Genomic DNA, 14,513 nt, shown 5'->3' on the forward strand with positions numbered 1-14,513 from the left:
GGGTAACGTTGTGTCTAGGTGATTTGGATATAACGCCCAATCCACTTTATCCTTAACCAAGGAATATGGGTTTACGAAGGATATGGAGTCTTGGATCAATGAATTATAGGTGGTGTTCCACTTCTGCTTTTAGTTCGTTGAGACGTTTTATTTTATCGTCCCTATAGAAGAGGTTCATGGTTTCGAAGGGTATAATCTTATAATCTTTGTTAACGATGTGAACGCAGGATTTTTTAATGGCCCTAACGTCAAAATTGTAGGCATCTATAAATTGCATGATAATGATTCTGAATAAATTGTCGTAGCCCATATTGGGGGCATCGATCTCCGGGAGGCAGCACATGATGGATTTTAAATTCTCGGAAGCTTTCTCTACTGAGTTCCCGGTGCTGAATAGCTGTATCATTTTTTCATGTAGCTGTTCGTCCTGTTCATAGATAATGGTATTCTTCCCGCTATTTAGCAAGTCGTCCGGATTTATATACCGCGTTAAGGGCGTTACCTCATTCCCAATCTTTAAGGCATATGCCATGACCAGGGCATCAGGGTTACAAGGAACGGGAATTAGGTCGTCCGGCTCAAAAATAGGGGATTGCTCCAAAATTTTGCGTCTAACCTCGGTTAGGGTAATCCTATTTTCATCGACCTGGAAATTCTCCAGTCTTCCTGCAATTTGTGTAGGCTGAAAAGTAACTCCCCGAACGCATTTTTGTTTCAGTGCAAAGTCTATGGTGGAGCCCATTTCAAGGTCGTTCAAACCTTTCTGCAAGGTAACTACCAAGGTGGTGGACAGGTTAAGTGCATTAAGATGATCAAGAGCCTTTAGTCTGGTCTGTTTTAAATCGGCACCGCGTAGCGTTCTTAGAACCTTATCATCCAAGGAGTCGAACTGAAGATAAATTTCAAAATCGGGAGCATAGGTGGCCAGCCTTTTCGCAAAGGCAAAATCCTTGGCAATTTCAATACCGTTTGTATTTACCATAAGATGCCTAATGGGCAACGATTTGGCATAATCCAATATTTCAAAAAACTGTGGATGTATGGTAGGTTCACCGCCGCTGATCTGGACCACGTCTGGTTCACCTTCGTTTTTTACGATAACATCCAACATCTTTTTTATTTCTTCCAGGGTTCTATGTCTACCATAGTGGGGCGAGGAGGAAGCATAGCAGGTAGGGCAGCTAAGGTTGCAGCGATCCGTAACTTCAACTACCGTAAGGCAGGAGTGTTGCTCATGGTCGGGGCAAAGCCCACAATCATAAGGGCAACCATAATGGGTTTTGGTATTAAAGGTCTTGGGATATTCGGAAGCCTTATTGTAGTTGCGAATATTTTTGTAATACTCAATATCATCGGCAATGATCACTTTTGATTTTCCATGCTCCCTGCAATTTTTTAGCATGTATACCTTGTCATCTTCAAAGACGATCTTGGCATCTACCCGCCTAAGGCATTCAGGGCAAAGACTCAGGGTAAAATCATAGTAGGTATAGTTTTTTGCGGGCATAATTAATGGCTTCTCCAATGGATTTATAATAATACAGCAAACAAAGTAAACATAAAAATTGAATGCTGCTTAAACCTAATAAGAAATAGGTATTCGGCTTTAAAAATTCTATCATAAACCTAAAAGTAAAGTAGCCGATCATAAAGATTTTAAAATAGCTTCCATTTTTAAGGGGCAGGGCAGATTTCTGAAGTTGTCGGATCAGGAAGAAGAGACCTACTAAAAATACTATTTCATAAAGCGCTATCGGGTGCCTGGAAAGTCCGTCGCCCAAATCCATACCCAAGAAGAATGAAGTTTCTTTCCCGAAGGTAAATTCCTTTGTTCCTGCCAAAAAGCAGCCCAACCTTCCAATGGCGATTCCCAGAATTATTGGCAAGGTAAACAGGTCCCCGGAAGACTGTTTTTCCCCAATTACCTTTTTTACCAACTCTACGCCCAACAGCCCACCAAAGAGTCCGCCCATAATGGTTTTGTTATTAAGGAATAATAGTATGCCCTGGGAGAAGTGTAGGGGCGGATTTTCTAAAAAGGCCATTAATCGGGAAAAAAATAAAGCACCAAATATGGCGCCAATAATGATGGATAAACGGTTATTGGTGGAGATGGTATCCGTTGTGCGTTTTCTTAAATAGAGGTAATATTGAAACCCAACAAAAAAAGCCAAATATTCCAATACCAAGTGAATATTGACTTTTATTCCAAACAGAATTGGCTCGTATGGCAGAAATATGAGAGATAACATAAGGGCTAATTTACTTTATAATTAAACTTCCCAATGCATTATTAAGATCGAAATATATCTAAAATTGAACTTTGTTATTGGCTTTGTTTAGCTGTTAAACTATTCTTATCCCTTGAAATTTAGGATTATATAATTTTTCTGTAATTTTGCAGTCCCAAAAATTAAAGGATATATACTGTGCCTAAAATAGGAGACATTCAATTGCCGGATTTCCCATTGCTGCTTGCACCAATGGAAGATGTTAGTGACCCACCTTTCCGTGCCTTGTGCAAGGAGCAGGGCGCTGATGTGGTGTATACCGAATTTATTTCCTCAGAAGGACTTATTCGTGATGCTGCCAAAAGTGTCATGAAATTGGATATTTATGAAAAGGAACGTCCTGTAGGGATACAGATTTTTGGGGCCAACCTGGACTCTATGCTTCAATCTGTGGAGATAGTGGAAAAGTCCGGGCCGGATATTATCGATATCAACTTTGGTTGTCCGGTAAAAAAAGTGGTCTGTAAAGGGGCCGGGGCCGGAATCCTTAAGGATATAGACTTAATGGTGTCCTTGACCAAGGCCATGGTAGAGCACACCAAACTTCCCGTCACCGTAAAAACACGTTTGGGTTGGGATTCCGATTCCATTAAAATTGTTGAGGTTGCGGAGCGTCTACAGGACGTAGGTTGTAAGGCCATTTCCATACACGGCAGAACTAGGGTACAGATGTACAAGGGAGAAGCCGATTGGGGACCCATAGCTGAGGTAAAGAACAACCAGCGTATGCACATTCCGGTTTTTGGGAATGGAGATGTGGACAGTCCTGAAATGGCTATGAAAATGAGGGACGAATATGGCTTGGACGGAGCCATGATAGGTAGAGCCAGTATAGGGTATCCTTGGTTCTTTAAAGAAGTGAAGCACTATTTTAAAACAGGGGCCCATGCCGCCCCACCTACTATGGAGGAGCGCGTTAATGCCGCCCGTCGTCATTTGCAAATGGCCATAGATTGGAAAGGGGAACAGTTGGGCGTATTTGAAACCCGCAGGCATTATACCAATTATTTTAAGGGAATACCCAATTTTAAGGAGTACCGTATGAAGATGGTCACCAGTGACCACTCGGTAGATGTATTCGAGGCCTTTGATGAGGTAATGGAAAAATTCGGGGATTTCGAATTTGTAGGCTAGTGTGCTATTAATTTTTTATTGATCCTACTGCTGGCTATTAAGGAGGCAATTATGCCCAGGACAATAATGGTGGCCAATACTATAAAAACATTGATGAAGCTGTATTCCACGGGATAGGATAGGGAAGGTGTTATTTTTAACCATCCAAAGGCCAATTGGGACCATATTAACAAAGAACCCAAAAATACACCTATCAAGCCACCCAATCCTGTTACCAGTATGCCCTGTACAAAGTAAATTTTCCGAAGTGACTTAATGGTCGTACCCAGATTGTACAAGGTCTTGGAATTCTGTTGTTTGTCCAATATCATCATGATAATGGCACCCACTACATTAAAAAGGGCAATAATGAGTACCAAGGTAAAAATAAGATAGGTTGCAAGGTTCTCCGTATTTAACATTCTATGTAGCGTACTGTTCAATTCCCTACGGTCCTTTAGAATGACCTGACCAGGTAAAATATTTTCAATTTGTTGCCTCAGGTCAGGAATATTGGCCCCTTCCTTGAGTTTAAAGTTTATTCCGGATATCTGGGTACTATCCTTTTCCAACAGGGCCTGTACCATAGGCAGGTCTGCGAAGACATATTTTCTGTCCAGCTCCTCCTCAATTTGGTATATACCACTTACGACCAGGTTGGTCTCGTTATAACTGTCCTTTAATAAACGTTGGCCCAAAAGGCCTTTTCCCGGTTTAGGGACACGAATGACCAGGGGACTCCGGAAATTGTTGATGTTTAATCCTAACAGGTTAACGATTCCCTGCCCTACAACCCCTTGTAAGCTGTTAATGGACCAATCTCCATAAAAGTACAGGCTACTATCTATGGGCGTAGTTTTTGTAAAAGTAGAATCTATTCCTTTTATATAGGCAATATGGGCCTTTTGGTCATGGGTCAGGTAGACCTTTTCCTCAATTTCCTTGGAATAGGCTGCTACATCCTTCAGTTGTTGAAGTGCCTGGTCCTGGGATTCGGACACGCTAAAGAATTTACCTGTAAGTGGCAATGCCTTAAGATCCGGATCTACCATGTTGGTATAGGAAAGGCTAAAGGTTTTTAGTCCGGCAAAACCGGAGAGCACAATAAAAAGGGCTGCCGATCCAATAACGATGACCAGAAATGTAATAAAATTGATGATGTTTACGGCATTTTGGCTACTCTTGGAACGTAAGTACCGCTTTGCTATGTATAAAGGGAAGTTCAATCTTATGATTTTTTCCTTTTTTCCAACAAATCAGGATTCTTAACTGGGTTTTCTTCACCCTTGAGCGATTTTTCAATGCCATCTATATATTCCAAGGAATCGTCCAGGAAGAATAGAAGTTCTGGAACCCTTCTTAACTGATGCCTAGTACGTTGCGCCAGTTCGTGCTTAATCATCGGCTGGTTGGATTTAATTCCTTCCAATAATTCCTTGCCCTTGTTGGCCGGAAAAATACTCACATATATTTTGGCGATGGAAAGGTCTGTGGTGACCGACACTTTGGATACCGAAATTAGCGTACCTTTTAGTCCGCCGTCGGTAGCAGCACGTTGTAAAATATCCGCGATATCCTTTTGTATAACCCCGCCTATTTTCTTCTGTCTTTGTGTCTCCATGGCACAAAAATACGATATATTTATATAGATTCTATGATTGGGTATGGAATAGCCTTAGATTATGTGGAATGTAGTATTTTTGAGAGAAGGGGTGGTTAAGCCCAATAAGAATCCGATAATTGGTTGGGTTGTGGCCATGAAAGACAGGGCCCATAGAAATTGTTAGGGGCCAAATATGGTGAATATGAACAAAATTGAACATTTAGGTATAGCAGTACATGATTTGGAGGCTTCCAATGCCTTGTTTGAAAAATTAATGGGGGTTCCCCATTATAAAATTGAGGAAGTAGCGTCAGAAGGGGTAAGAACCTCTTTTTTTAAAGCCGGTCCCAATAAGATAGAACTGTTGCAAGCCATTGATGACAATAGCCCCATAGCCAAATTTTTGGAGAAAAGGGGAGAGGGCATACACCATATAGCCTTTGCGGTAGATGATATTGTGGCGGAAATAGAACGTTTGGTCCAGGAAGGATTTTCGGTTTTAAATACAACTCCCAAGAAGGGAGCGGATAACAAACTGGTCGCTTTTTTGCATCCCAAGGGCACTAATGGGGTGTTGATAGAGCTCTGTCAGGAAGTTCCAGATCTGGGGGAAGAATTACCACAGTAGGGAGTTTAAAGGCGAAGTTGTTGCCTAAGCGCTAAATTATGCTTCCTAATTTGTTTGCAGCGTTGAAAAATAAGTAGTAATATTGCATCCGCAAATTGCGGTTCCCGATTGCTTTTTCAAATAAGCGTATTTGAAGTTAGAGGCAAAAAAGGAAATGGTCCTATAGCTCAGTTGGTTAGAGCACCTGACTCATAATCAGGTGGTCCCTGGTTCGAGCCCAGGTGGGACCACTAGTAAAATCAAGCCTTCCCAGACGGGAGGGCTTTTTTGTTCGTAACGGGTACAACATAGGTACAACATTTATTTTCCGTTCCATTTCTTCACTTTTGATTATATTTATTGGTAGGAAGATTGGATCTCAATGGAAAAATTCATCCAAAACGCCGGTAGGGCACTTGCCAGGGTACGGACCGCCACCAATGATTTTCTGAACGAACGGATCGGTGGCAATAGGAGGAACCTTATTTTTTTCCTTGTTTGCGTATATATCCTGTTCATACTTCTTGTTTCGGCCGTAATCAATTTTAGATCGCTTATCGACCATTATCAGATATACCTTGGGTTGTTATTGGCCTTGGTTCTGGCCATACTTTGGGTGGCCGTTTTTTATGAGTCCGAATCCCATATGGCCAAGGACGGACATGGTTTTACAATGGAGCGGTTGAAAAGGTCAAGGATGAAGTTCCATCTTCTGGATCTGGACCCCGATGGGCGAAAGGAAATGGAACGCATACTCTTGGGCAGGAATGTCCTTACCAAGATCAATTTTACCATGGGCAACAAAAGTGGGGAATCTGCAAACCACCGTTTACTTTTTGTCCTGTTCGATGAGATCATTGTCGGGGGAATTACCGAGATTACCGGAGAACGGAAACAGGAATTCTTCCAATTTCTGCAAAATTCCTTTGTGATGAACGGTGAACCGATCAACCCCAATACCCTAAAGTCCAGTTTCTCCTCTTGGAAGGCCGATCAGGAAAAGACAAATTCCAAGAACCAACGGAAATTGGTAAAACAGATGCTGGGCAAAGCATAATTATAGCATAATCCTTCCCAAACCCCGATTATCGTATTGACATGTGCATATCTGTTGCCATATGTTTGTCCCGTACAAAAGAGCGATCGGCCGGTTGCACATTCTTCAAAATCCTAAAAATACGATAATGGAAAATCAACAGGATGTGGTAACACTACTTACACAGATCAAGGGGCTATTGGCCCACAACAAAAAAACGCTAAATGTGGATGACCTGGCACGTTACACCGGTCTTTCAAAGAGCAAGATATATAAACTTACCCAACAGCGGCTCATCCCCATGGGGAACAACCCCCATATACGCCAGAAATTCTTCGACAAGGATACCATTGACGCCTGGCTCCTGGGGGAGCCCGATCTTTCCGATGAGACCTTGGAACACCGTTTCAACGAGTCGTTGTTGAGGAACAGGAAGTAACCGGATGTCCATCGACATGGAACCCACGGAAAGGAATTTTCAGGGCATCTGGATACCTAGATCGATCTACCTGAACAAGGAGGTGAACTGGTATGCCAAGATCCTTTTCTTGGAGATACACAGCTTTACGGAAAATGGGAGGGAATGCTATATGTCCAACAGGTACATCGCCTCCTTCCTGCATATTTCCGAACGACAGGTCAGCAGGTACATTTCCGAACTGAAATCCCTGGGCTGGATAGAGGAGACCTCCTTCAACGGAAGGAAGCGATACCTGAGAAGTCTGCTCCGTTTTGGGTTTAAAATGGGCGACCCTGCCCCGACAAGAGTGTCCGGGCTGCCTAGACAAAAATGTCCAGGCAGCATGGACAAAAATGTCGAGTATACTAAACAAGTAACAAAACAAGAAAAAAAAGAATTTACCTTTTTAAAAGAAGGAAATAAAAATAGAAGTCCAATATTGGAGTGATCGCTATGGAAAAGGGATGGTCGGAACAATTTCGGAGAAAGGAAACGCAACCAAGACCGTTATGCGCCCCGGAAAATTTTAAAAAAGTTTTTTATAGGGCGGCACAGGAATTTTATGCCCGCATGGACCTCGACTTTGAAGTGGACGGGACCAACAAAAATTTCCTTGGACATTTCTGCAGGTACTGGAACCAGGACCCTGCATTCGAACTTTTGGAAAATATCTCCCTGAGGAAGGGATTGATGGTCTTCGGTTCCTATGGAACCGGAAAGACATCGAGTTTTAAGATCATCCAGAACATGTCGAGACAATATGGTCTCAGGGCGCTTTGGTTCCCATCCATCAGTGCCCAGGAAGTTGTGGACAAGTACAATGCCGAGAAGAACAAGGACGATGTCATAGACTACTATTCCAAGGGAACCTTTCTGTTCGATGACCTGGGATCGGAAACGGTGGCGAACAATGTTTACCAGTATGGAAAGGAGGATATATTCGTCAGGATCCTGCTCAACCGTTACCGAAATTTTGAGGACCTTGGGACAAAAACGCACATCACCACCAATCTGAACTCTTCCCAAATAGAGGACCGGTACGGGAGGCAGATCTCGGATCGGTTCGTAAGGATGTTCAACCTGTTAAAGTTGGACGGCCCCAGTCGGAGAAAGTAGCTGGTGAAAAGAAAAACAAAATTTGAAGGTCTATGGAAAAGTACAAGAAGAGTATTCGAAAACCGGATGCGTAGCGTTTAAGGTTTGGAATAGCAAGAGGGTAACACGCCAAGGCGGTGTTACGGATGTTAAAATGTTGGTTTTTAGTGCTATGTTGAAAGATTAAATTCGGGACATTGTCCTATTTTTAATGTAAATCATCTCGAAACCCCTATGATCATTGAAGTTTTTACTGTAAATAATGTCCTATTAGTACTCGCCAGTATTCAAAGCCTTGAATTTTAAAAGTCTGATGGATTTTGTTCCATTGGGTCAATAAGTCATCCAATGCCTATGAACATTGATATGATATGACCCAATTATACTCGATAGAGCAACTTAACCTAATTGAATGACCATACCGGGTGATTGGAATTAATTGTAAACAAACGTATTACGGAATATCAGTTTAATAAAAGTATTGGCATTGTCCTCCTAAACCATAGCACAATGCGCCCTAATTCGATTTTATTTAACGCTTATCCGCCCGTACGCTATAAAATCGAATTAGGATCCATGCGCAGGTTAGTTATGGTAAGATTTTGGGACCATGCCGTGATTAATGGTAAGTGTCGAGGAATTTTTTGAAATAAGACGGACTTATATTTTATTAGTTTAATCCTTCTATTAATTTCTCTTCTCTATAATAATGGTTAAGATCATCCAACAGTGCCTCTTCCCCATGCGGCAATAACCTAATGGCATAGAGGCAAAAAGTCTCAAAGCTGTCTAGGAGTGATAAATATCTCGAAATATACGATTTAACAAAGGTTTGGCTAATTTAATTGGATATTCGAAGCTCTAGCCTTTACATTGAATACGAATATTAAAAACAAAAATCATGGGAGTTACGCAGGATAAAAGAAAATTTAATAGAAAAGTAGAACAATCAAACCCTACCAATCCAGCTGGTGGAACCAGAGTCAAGAATAAGAATTTTGACATTGACAAAAAAACTATAGATGAAAATCAAAGTAAAAAATAGAATTATAAAATGATAGTGACAAAAGCATAGAATTAACATTAATCTATCGCAGGTTTGGAAAAAGATTGCTGTAGGCATACTGCCTTAGTTTCAAAATGGTTTTCTTTAACCAGGATAATAAAGGAAAAGGGGCGATAGCCCTCTTTTCATTTCATTATTCTAAAATCCCATTGGTTTTACAAATAGCATCCCCAGCGCAAACCTTTTCCTTGTTAATAACTCAATCCTTTAATTGGAATTGGGAATATAAAATCGACTAACACATTATGGTGCGCGTTAGAAACATGTTCCTTAAATGCCCTCATACTTTTGTGCATGATGCTCGTATATTCATCACCCAACTTAAGCATAATCTTTTCGATGTTCACAAGTTCAGTTTTGATAGCGACAAATCTACCATCTTTGCCAATAGGCAGGGATTTATCGAGATTAAGTAAAGTGGACTCAAAATTAAGGGTCACTTCCTTATAAAAGTCTTCAAGTATCAGATGACATGAAAAGTTTTTAATACGGGCCAATTCATTGGCGGCAAATAACTCATCCTTATCAAGGGTACCATCTGCATTGGCCGCCAATAAAGATATGTATGCCGGAAATTTCAATAGTAAATCATGATCCTGATTCGAAAGTTCTTTTCTATAATCTGTTGTGTTCATTGTATAATATTTTAGTATTATTTGAAAGTTAAAGCCTTCAAGTTTTGCTCCAGCATTTTTTTCAGTTAAGGTATTAGCTGTAAACCCTATTGGGGAAACCTAATTCTAGTGTTGATTGATAAACTACTTTAGGGCCTCTTCCTTTAGTTAACTTATTATATTTTAAACCATTACAGTTTGCGAGCTTTTACTTTCATAACCTTTTCCCATTAATAGTTGGGGTGATCCTTTGACCGGCCATATATTGTTTCCATTGAAGCAATTACTTTATCTAGAGCGTCGTTCAAAGCTTTCTCCACAGAGTTTGCATGGCTAGTAACGGCAATTGGTTGCCTGTTTTTGAGCCTGGCCTCAAGCATACACCGTTTGTTATACTCTCTTCTTTTATGATTATTTTCATCTGCCCGATGAATTTCAACCCTCCTTATATCATCACTAAAAAGAGAAAGCTCATCTTATATTACCGAACTCAAACATCTTTCAAGCTTTTTGTCTCCCGATTTATTTTTATCAGTGTTTAATTGAATTTTGAACATCTTTTTAGTTTTTGTTAATTATTCCATTAGGCAGGAACATCCACATTATTTTTAAGTTCCTGTTCATTTGAAGTTGTTTTCGTCTTAACTTTTTATTCCATCATACAAGAACAATAATTAATTACTGCCCAATATCAATGGTAATCCCGTATCGCCACTACCAACTATGACTACCTTTGAATTTGGTGACTTCGCTAGTTCCAATGTTGCGTCGATACCCTTGTCAAGCAATATCTTATCGGTCAAGGAAGCACTTAATATTCTATTCGCATCTGCCTTTCCCTGTGCTTCAATGGTTACCTTTTCAGCTTCCTTTTTGGCCGTAACCAATCTAAACTGGTATTCCAATGACTCTTGCTCTTGCTTTAGTTTACGCTCGATAGCTTCTTTGATGGTGCCTGGCAAAGTGACATCCCGTACTAATATCTCATTTAGCTGAATGTACTGTCCGTCAACAATTTTTTTAGTTTCTTCATAAATCTCGGCCTGTATCGCATCGCGCTTACTGGAATACAATTGCTCTGGAGTATACCGCCCCACAACGCTTCTTGCCGCGGATCTAATCGTAGGCAATAGTACCCTTTGAATGTATTCCGACCCTTTTTCTTGGTGAAGCTTTCCTAAAAATTCCCGCTTTGGTTCAAACCAGGCAGAGGCGTCCAATTTTATCTCCAATCCGTTGGAAGAAAGTACCTGCATTTTTTCAAATACTTCCTGCTGTCTAACCTCATATATAAAAACCTTGTTCCAGGGTGCCACGATATGAAAACCTTCGCCCATAGGTAGCTCGTCGGTCACAACGCCTCCACTAAAAGTTTTATACAAAACGCCTGCTTGTCCAGAATCGATCGTAACGGCAGATTTTATTATTAAAACAACCAGGACAATAAGTATGATTATCCCAGGTATTGCAAATTTTGGTAATTTGTTCATGAATTTTTGTTTTTGAATGTGTATTATTTGATTAGTTTTAAACGTGATCAATCACTTAATTTTTCAAGCTTAAGTAAAGAGACCAATAGTTTTTATATTAATTTTTTTAAGGGTGTTTTTTCAGCATAATCGTCCAGTTTGCCAATACTGTCTTTGGTCATAAGAGCAATAAGGGCCTTTTTTAACCGTAGTCTCGTTTCTTAAATTTAAATAGATGCAAACCGATTAAAGCTGGGAAGGAATAACGTGGAACCTTGTATCATAGCCTGTAATTATATAGAAGCAAATAATTACAGGTGTATTTATAACTTAACTATAAGATTATAGGGTATCTGCTACTCATAGCCGCTTTTAATGATGGTTGAAATCATTTTGAACCGCTCATTGGCCTTTATGGTATTTTTAGAGTTGGCTGGAATGATGATAGACTGCCCCGTTTCCAAGGTCTGCGAATTGTTGTCAATCACGATTTCGGCACGCCCTTCGATGATTTGGACAAACCTATCGTAAGGGGATATTTTTTCTGTTATGTTTTCGCCTGTATCAACAGAAACTGCGGTTACGTTACCCGTCGTTTTTTTTATGATGGTTTTTATAACCACCGCATTGGGGACATATTCAATAATTTCTACAATAATAAAGGTTTTTGATTTTTCTACCTCCGTATTTTCCATAGGTATGGGCTTATAGCTTAGGGTACTCAATTTATTTCAAGATACCTGAGCTTCAAGTTGAGGATTTATTGCCGATAATGCATTACATACGAAAGCTTAAAAGTTATAACATTCTCACATTATTGATATTTGGAGGTTAAAAAAGTCCAATAGTTTAATAGTAGACTTTAAATGGCACAGTTTAACTATGGACTATAAATCTTCTAAATTCCCAAACCGTTTTACCTTTAGTTTTTTATAATACGATGGCGTAAGCCCCGTAATTTTTTTAAACTGATGGGATAAATGTGAAACGCTACTATAATGTAACTTATATGATATTTCCTTTAAACTCAACTCGTCATAAAGCAACAGTTCTTTTACCCTTTCAATTTTGTTTAGAATGATGAACTGCTGAATAGTGATTCCCTTTACTTCACAAAATGTATTTGCCAAATACGTATAATCATAACCCAGTTTCTCACTGATGTAGTTCGAATAGTTCACTTTTGGCAATTCATCGGAATAATGGACCATTTCAATAATTACGGCTTTGATTTTTTCAATCATAATTTTCCGCTTGTCGTCCAACAATTCGAGTCCAAACCTTTTAAGGTTGGTACGTAGTTGTCCTTTTTGGAAATCTGTGATATTTTCCAAGATTTCTATTGTTCCAAGGTCTACGTTGACATAATTTAAGCCCATCTTTTGCAGCTCCTGCTTTACTACCATTTTACAGCGCAAACTAACCATGTATTTCACGTAAATAAGCATGAGACATTGAATTATTGATAGTTAAATTAACCGATGACCGAAAACATGGAAGTGGGATTTATGCAATTCTTTCTCAAAATCATGTAAAAAAACTACAGAAATATATACTTAACTTATAGCGTATAATAATGATATAAGGCCATGATGAGTAAAAAAATCGAAAATCAGCTTAATAAGGAGATTTTTGACCTAACCCTTTCCTTTCAAAGGGAGTTTCCTGTAATATACAACAATTTAACCGAAACACCACTTTTTTTGAGCTATGAACACAACGATATTTCAGATTCAGAATTTGAAGCATATAGCGCATTTCTAAAGGCACAGCTAAAGGTATTTCAAAACAGCAAGCAAGTCTAACAACCTGTGATATATGTAATGTTATTGGAAAATAATATAGTGATTTTTCCATAGCCCCTTCTCAACTTTGTATGCTATTGAATTAGTCATTAACCTTATAATAAGAAGATATGAATAGATGGAAGAGGAGTAATTTACTTTCTAGAATTCCTGGAAAATTAAGACGTATACTTAGACCGATATTTTATAATGGGAGTTCCGTTACTTCCAAGGAGAGGGATACTGCCAAATCCCTACAAGCTGTTTTGCTCGAACTCAAAAACATTAAGCTAATAAATAACAAGGATGACAGCGTCCCAACTTAAAAAGCATTATTTATTTAATTAGATGGTCAGCGTATCCAATTTTCTACCTGGCCAAAGTTGGACAGGAACTAAAAGCTATCGCTCTATTTACAACTAGAATCAACGCAAATAGAAATAACCTATAGTCACCTGAGCTCAAATGCCCAAATTGTGGACAATACTTTAATAATTAATAATAAACTATTATGAGAAAATGTTTCATTCTTTTTGTTGTCTATATAATTGCTTCTTAGTGTAGTTTGGTCGTGAAAATAATTGGTAAAAGATAAAAGGAAAAACAACGTAGCTTCTTTTGAACACAATTCAACTATTTAAGGTCTTATCTAGGCAGAAACATCTTCAAACCAATATGCAATCTCGGGTAGAATGATTTGGCGTACAGCATCTTCTCTGCATTTAGACTAATATAAATTTTATAAGATAAATGAAATGAAAAATTAGTGATTACTTGTTTGCTTGATGCCACCACAGCTATGTTTTTATTTACGGCATGCGATTCCAAACAACCCCGAAATAGATTACTTGAAAATGATTCGCAGCGTTCTGGGATTATGACCTTATTAATCTTAGACTAACCTTGTCGAACGGAATTGGTGAGCGCGATGATAGGTAATGACAGTTGCAGTAAATTGTAGGGTCAAAAATTGATGGAAAATCCAGAAGGGATAGGGATGCGCGTCATGATGAGAGACTATATAAAAATGTAAGGTACGATGGATAATTTGGTTAGTATGGCAGCTTCAGATTCAACAATGTTTAACACCATGATATAAATGATTAAAGGCAATCCTGAAATGTGGAGCAGGGTCATGAAAATGAATTCAACTACAGCCAAAATCAATTAAAATCATGCACGTTAGCAACAGGAATTGGGGAATGGGTTGGGAATGTGGTTGATACCAATTCTCATAATAATAATAATACTATATTATTTGGGGCATGGAAGAAGAAAATGAAGTGCTAAAATAATGGAAAACAATTGAGAATACAAACACGTCCCCTTATTTGGTCCAACTAATGCCAAAACGAAACTTCATAATAACTTGAAT

17 protein-coding genes and 1 tRNA gene are annotated in these 14,513 nt (G+C 39.2%); 10 read left to right on the top strand and 8 right to left on the bottom strand.

Annotated elements, in window-relative coordinates:
- Window positions 1-103 precede the first annotated feature (103 nt).
- Both BUA60_RS02515 and BUA60_RS02520 read right to left on the bottom strand, forming a co-directional pair.
- A complete protein-coding gene (locus tag BUA60_RS02515; RefSeq protein ID WP_072860158.1) occupies window positions 104-1,507 on the bottom strand; it encodes a radical SAM protein in 1,404 nt (467 codons plus the stop codon).
- A complete protein-coding gene (locus tag BUA60_RS02520; RefSeq protein WP_072860159.1) occupies window positions 1,479-2,252 on the bottom strand; it encodes a prolipoprotein diacylglyceryl transferase in 774 nt (257 codons plus the stop codon). The genes BUA60_RS02515 and BUA60_RS02520 overlap by 29 nt, the downstream gene beginning before the upstream one ends.
- Window positions 2,253-2,429: 177 nt before the next feature.
- On the opposite strand from BUA60_RS02520, the gene dusB reads away from it, so the two are divergent.
- Window positions 2,430-3,425 (top strand): tRNA dihydrouridine synthase DusB, encoded by a 996-nt coding sequence (gene dusB, locus BUA60_RS02525; RefSeq protein ID WP_072860160.1) that lies wholly within the window; start codon window positions 2,430-2,432, stop codon window positions 3,423-3,425.
- Here dusB and BUA60_RS02530 read toward each other — a convergent pair.
- Together BUA60_RS02530 and rbfA are read right to left on the bottom strand one after the other, a co-directional pair.
- Complete coding sequence (locus BUA60_RS02530) at window positions 3,422-4,630, bottom strand: ABC transporter permease (protein WP_072860161.1); 1,209 nt, start codon at window positions 4,628-4,630, stop codon at window positions 3,422-3,424. The genes dusB and BUA60_RS02530 overlap by 4 nt on opposite strands.
- A 2-nt stretch (window positions 4,631-4,632) precedes the next feature.
- A complete protein-coding gene (gene rbfA / locus BUA60_RS02535; RefSeq protein WP_072860162.1) occupies window positions 4,633-5,025 on the bottom strand; it encodes a 30S ribosome-binding factor RbfA in 393 nt (130 codons plus the stop codon).
- A 184-nt stretch (window positions 5,026-5,209) separates the two neighbouring features.
- On the opposite strand from rbfA, the gene mce reads away from it, so the two are divergent.
- From mce to BUA60_RS22950, 7 genes are all read left to right on the top strand, one after another.
- Window positions 5,210-5,635, top strand: a complete 426-nt coding sequence (gene mce / locus BUA60_RS02540) for a methylmalonyl-CoA epimerase (RefSeq protein WP_072860163.1) — start codon at window positions 5,210-5,212, stop codon at window positions 5,633-5,635.
- Window positions 5,636-5,791: 156 nt separating this feature from the next.
- A tRNA-Ile gene (locus tag BUA60_RS02545) sits at window positions 5,792-5,865 on the top strand.
- Between the two features lie 131 nt (window positions 5,866-5,996).
- The gene (locus BUA60_RS02550) at window positions 5,997-6,671 is read left to right on the top strand and encodes a hypothetical protein (RefSeq protein WP_072860164.1); all 675 of its coding nucleotides are present in this window, start codon (window positions 5,997-5,999) and stop codon (window positions 6,669-6,671) included.
- A gap of 127 nt (window positions 6,672-6,798) precedes the next feature.
- Window positions 6,799-7,089: a helix-turn-helix transcriptional regulator gene (locus BUA60_RS02555; protein ID WP_072860165.1), complete on the top strand. Its 291-nt coding sequence runs from the start codon at window positions 6,799-6,801 to the stop codon at window positions 7,087-7,089.
- A 4-nt stretch (window positions 7,090-7,093) separates the two neighbouring features.
- Complete coding sequence (locus tag BUA60_RS02560) at window positions 7,094-7,558, top strand: helix-turn-helix domain-containing protein (RefSeq protein WP_072860166.1); 465 nt, start codon at window positions 7,094-7,096, stop codon at window positions 7,556-7,558.
- 5 nt (window positions 7,559-7,563) lie between these two features.
- Window positions 7,564-8,226 carry a P-loop NTPase family protein gene (locus BUA60_RS02565; RefSeq protein ID WP_072860167.1) on the top strand — a complete coding sequence of 221 codons (663 nt, stop codon included), beginning with the start codon at window positions 7,564-7,566 and terminating at the stop codon, window positions 8,224-8,226.
- An 880-nt stretch (window positions 8,227-9,106) separates the two neighbouring features.
- Entirely contained in the window at window positions 9,107-9,250 is a 144-nt protein-coding gene (locus BUA60_RS22950; RefSeq protein ID WP_176225682.1) for a hypothetical protein, read from the top strand.
- A 212-nt stretch (window positions 9,251-9,462) separates the two neighbouring features.
- Here the strand turns inward: BUA60_RS22950 and BUA60_RS02570 are convergent, their stop codons facing one another.
- The 4 genes from BUA60_RS02570 to BUA60_RS02590 form a co-directional block, all read right to left on the bottom strand.
- Window positions 9,463-9,906, bottom strand: coding sequence for a hypothetical protein (locus tag BUA60_RS02570; RefSeq protein ID WP_072860168.1), 444 nt, complete (start codon window positions 9,904-9,906; stop codon window positions 9,463-9,465).
- 653 nt (window positions 9,907-10,559) lie between these two features.
- The gene (locus BUA60_RS02580; RefSeq protein ID WP_072860169.1) at window positions 10,560-11,375 is read right to left on the bottom strand and encodes a prohibitin family protein; all 816 of its coding nucleotides are present in this window, start codon (window positions 11,373-11,375) and stop codon (window positions 10,560-10,562) included.
- 335 nt (window positions 11,376-11,710) lie between these two features.
- The gene (locus tag BUA60_RS02585) at window positions 11,711-12,049 is read right to left on the bottom strand and encodes a cupin domain-containing protein (protein WP_072860170.1); all 339 of its coding nucleotides are present in this window, start codon (window positions 12,047-12,049) and stop codon (window positions 11,711-11,713) included.
- Between the two features lie 192 nt (window positions 12,050-12,241).
- Window positions 12,242-12,802, bottom strand: coding sequence for a helix-turn-helix domain-containing protein (locus tag BUA60_RS02590; protein WP_217807544.1), 561 nt, complete (start codon window positions 12,800-12,802; stop codon window positions 12,242-12,244).
- 141 nt (window positions 12,803-12,943) lie between these two features.
- On the opposite strand from BUA60_RS02590, the gene BUA60_RS02595 reads away from it, so the two are divergent.
- Window positions 12,944-13,159 carry a hypothetical protein gene (locus tag BUA60_RS02595; protein WP_139827292.1) on the top strand — a complete coding sequence of 72 codons (216 nt, stop codon included), beginning with the start codon at window positions 12,944-12,946 and terminating at the stop codon, window positions 13,157-13,159.
- Between the two features lie 110 nt (window positions 13,160-13,269).
- Window positions 13,270-13,464, top strand: coding sequence for a hypothetical protein (locus BUA60_RS22820; protein WP_143153108.1), 195 nt, complete (start codon window positions 13,270-13,272; stop codon window positions 13,462-13,464).
- The last annotated feature ends 1,049 nt before the right edge of the window (window positions 13,465-14,513 follow it).

It is taken from the genome of Arenibacter palladensis (genome assembly GCF_900129275.1).
Taxonomy (GTDB): domain Bacteria; phylum Bacteroidota; class Bacteroidia; order Flavobacteriales; family Flavobacteriaceae; genus Arenibacter; species Arenibacter palladensis.

Excerpts from the sequence above, each read along its gene's own strand:
- BUA60_RS02515 (WP_072860158.1), bottom strand. The coding sequence starts at position 1,507 with ATGCCCGCAAAAAACTATACCTACTATGATTTTACCCTGAGTCTTTGC.
- BUA60_RS02520 (WP_072860159.1), bottom strand. The coding sequence starts at position 2,252 with ATGTTATCTCTCATATTTCTGCCATACGAGCCAATTCTGTTTGGAATA.
- rbfA (WP_072860162.1), bottom strand. The coding sequence starts at position 5,025 with ATGGAGACACAAAGACAGAAGAAAATAGGCGGGGTTATACAAAAGGAT.
- mce (WP_072860163.1), top strand. The coding sequence starts at position 5,210 with ATGAACAAAATTGAACATTTAGGTATAGCAGTACATGATTTGGAGGCT.
- BUA60_RS02550 (WP_072860164.1), top strand. The coding sequence starts at position 5,997 with ATGGAAAAATTCATCCAAAACGCCGGTAGGGCACTTGCCAGGGTACGG.
- BUA60_RS02555 (WP_072860165.1), top strand. The coding sequence starts at position 6,799 with ATGGAAAATCAACAGGATGTGGTAACACTACTTACACAGATCAAGGGG.
- BUA60_RS02560 (WP_072860166.1), top strand. The coding sequence starts at position 7,094 with ATGTCCATCGACATGGAACCCACGGAAAGGAATTTTCAGGGCATCTGG.
- BUA60_RS02565 (WP_072860167.1), top strand. The coding sequence starts at position 7,564 with ATGGAAAAGGGATGGTCGGAACAATTTCGGAGAAAGGAAACGCAACCA.
- BUA60_RS22950 (WP_176225682.1), top strand. The coding sequence starts at position 9,107 with ATGGGAGTTACGCAGGATAAAAGAAAATTTAATAGAAAAGTAGAACAA.
- BUA60_RS02570 (WP_072860168.1), bottom strand. The coding sequence starts at position 9,906 with ATGAACACAACAGATTATAGAAAAGAACTTTCGAATCAGGATCATGAT.
- BUA60_RS02580 (WP_072860169.1), bottom strand. The coding sequence starts at position 11,375 with ATGAACAAATTACCAAAATTTGCAATACCTGGGATAATCATACTTATT.
- BUA60_RS02585 (WP_072860170.1), bottom strand. The coding sequence starts at position 12,049 with ATGGAAAATACGGAGGTAGAAAAATCAAAAACCTTTATTATTGTAGAA.
- BUA60_RS02590 (WP_217807544.1), bottom strand. The coding sequence starts at position 12,802 with ATGCTTATTTACGTGAAATACATGGTTAGTTTGCGCTGTAAAATGGTA.
- BUA60_RS02595 (WP_139827292.1), top strand. The coding sequence starts at position 12,944 with ATGATGAGTAAAAAAATCGAAAATCAGCTTAATAAGGAGATTTTTGAC.
- BUA60_RS22820 (WP_143153108.1), top strand. The coding sequence starts at position 13,270 with ATGAATAGATGGAAGAGGAGTAATTTACTTTCTAGAATTCCTGGAAAA.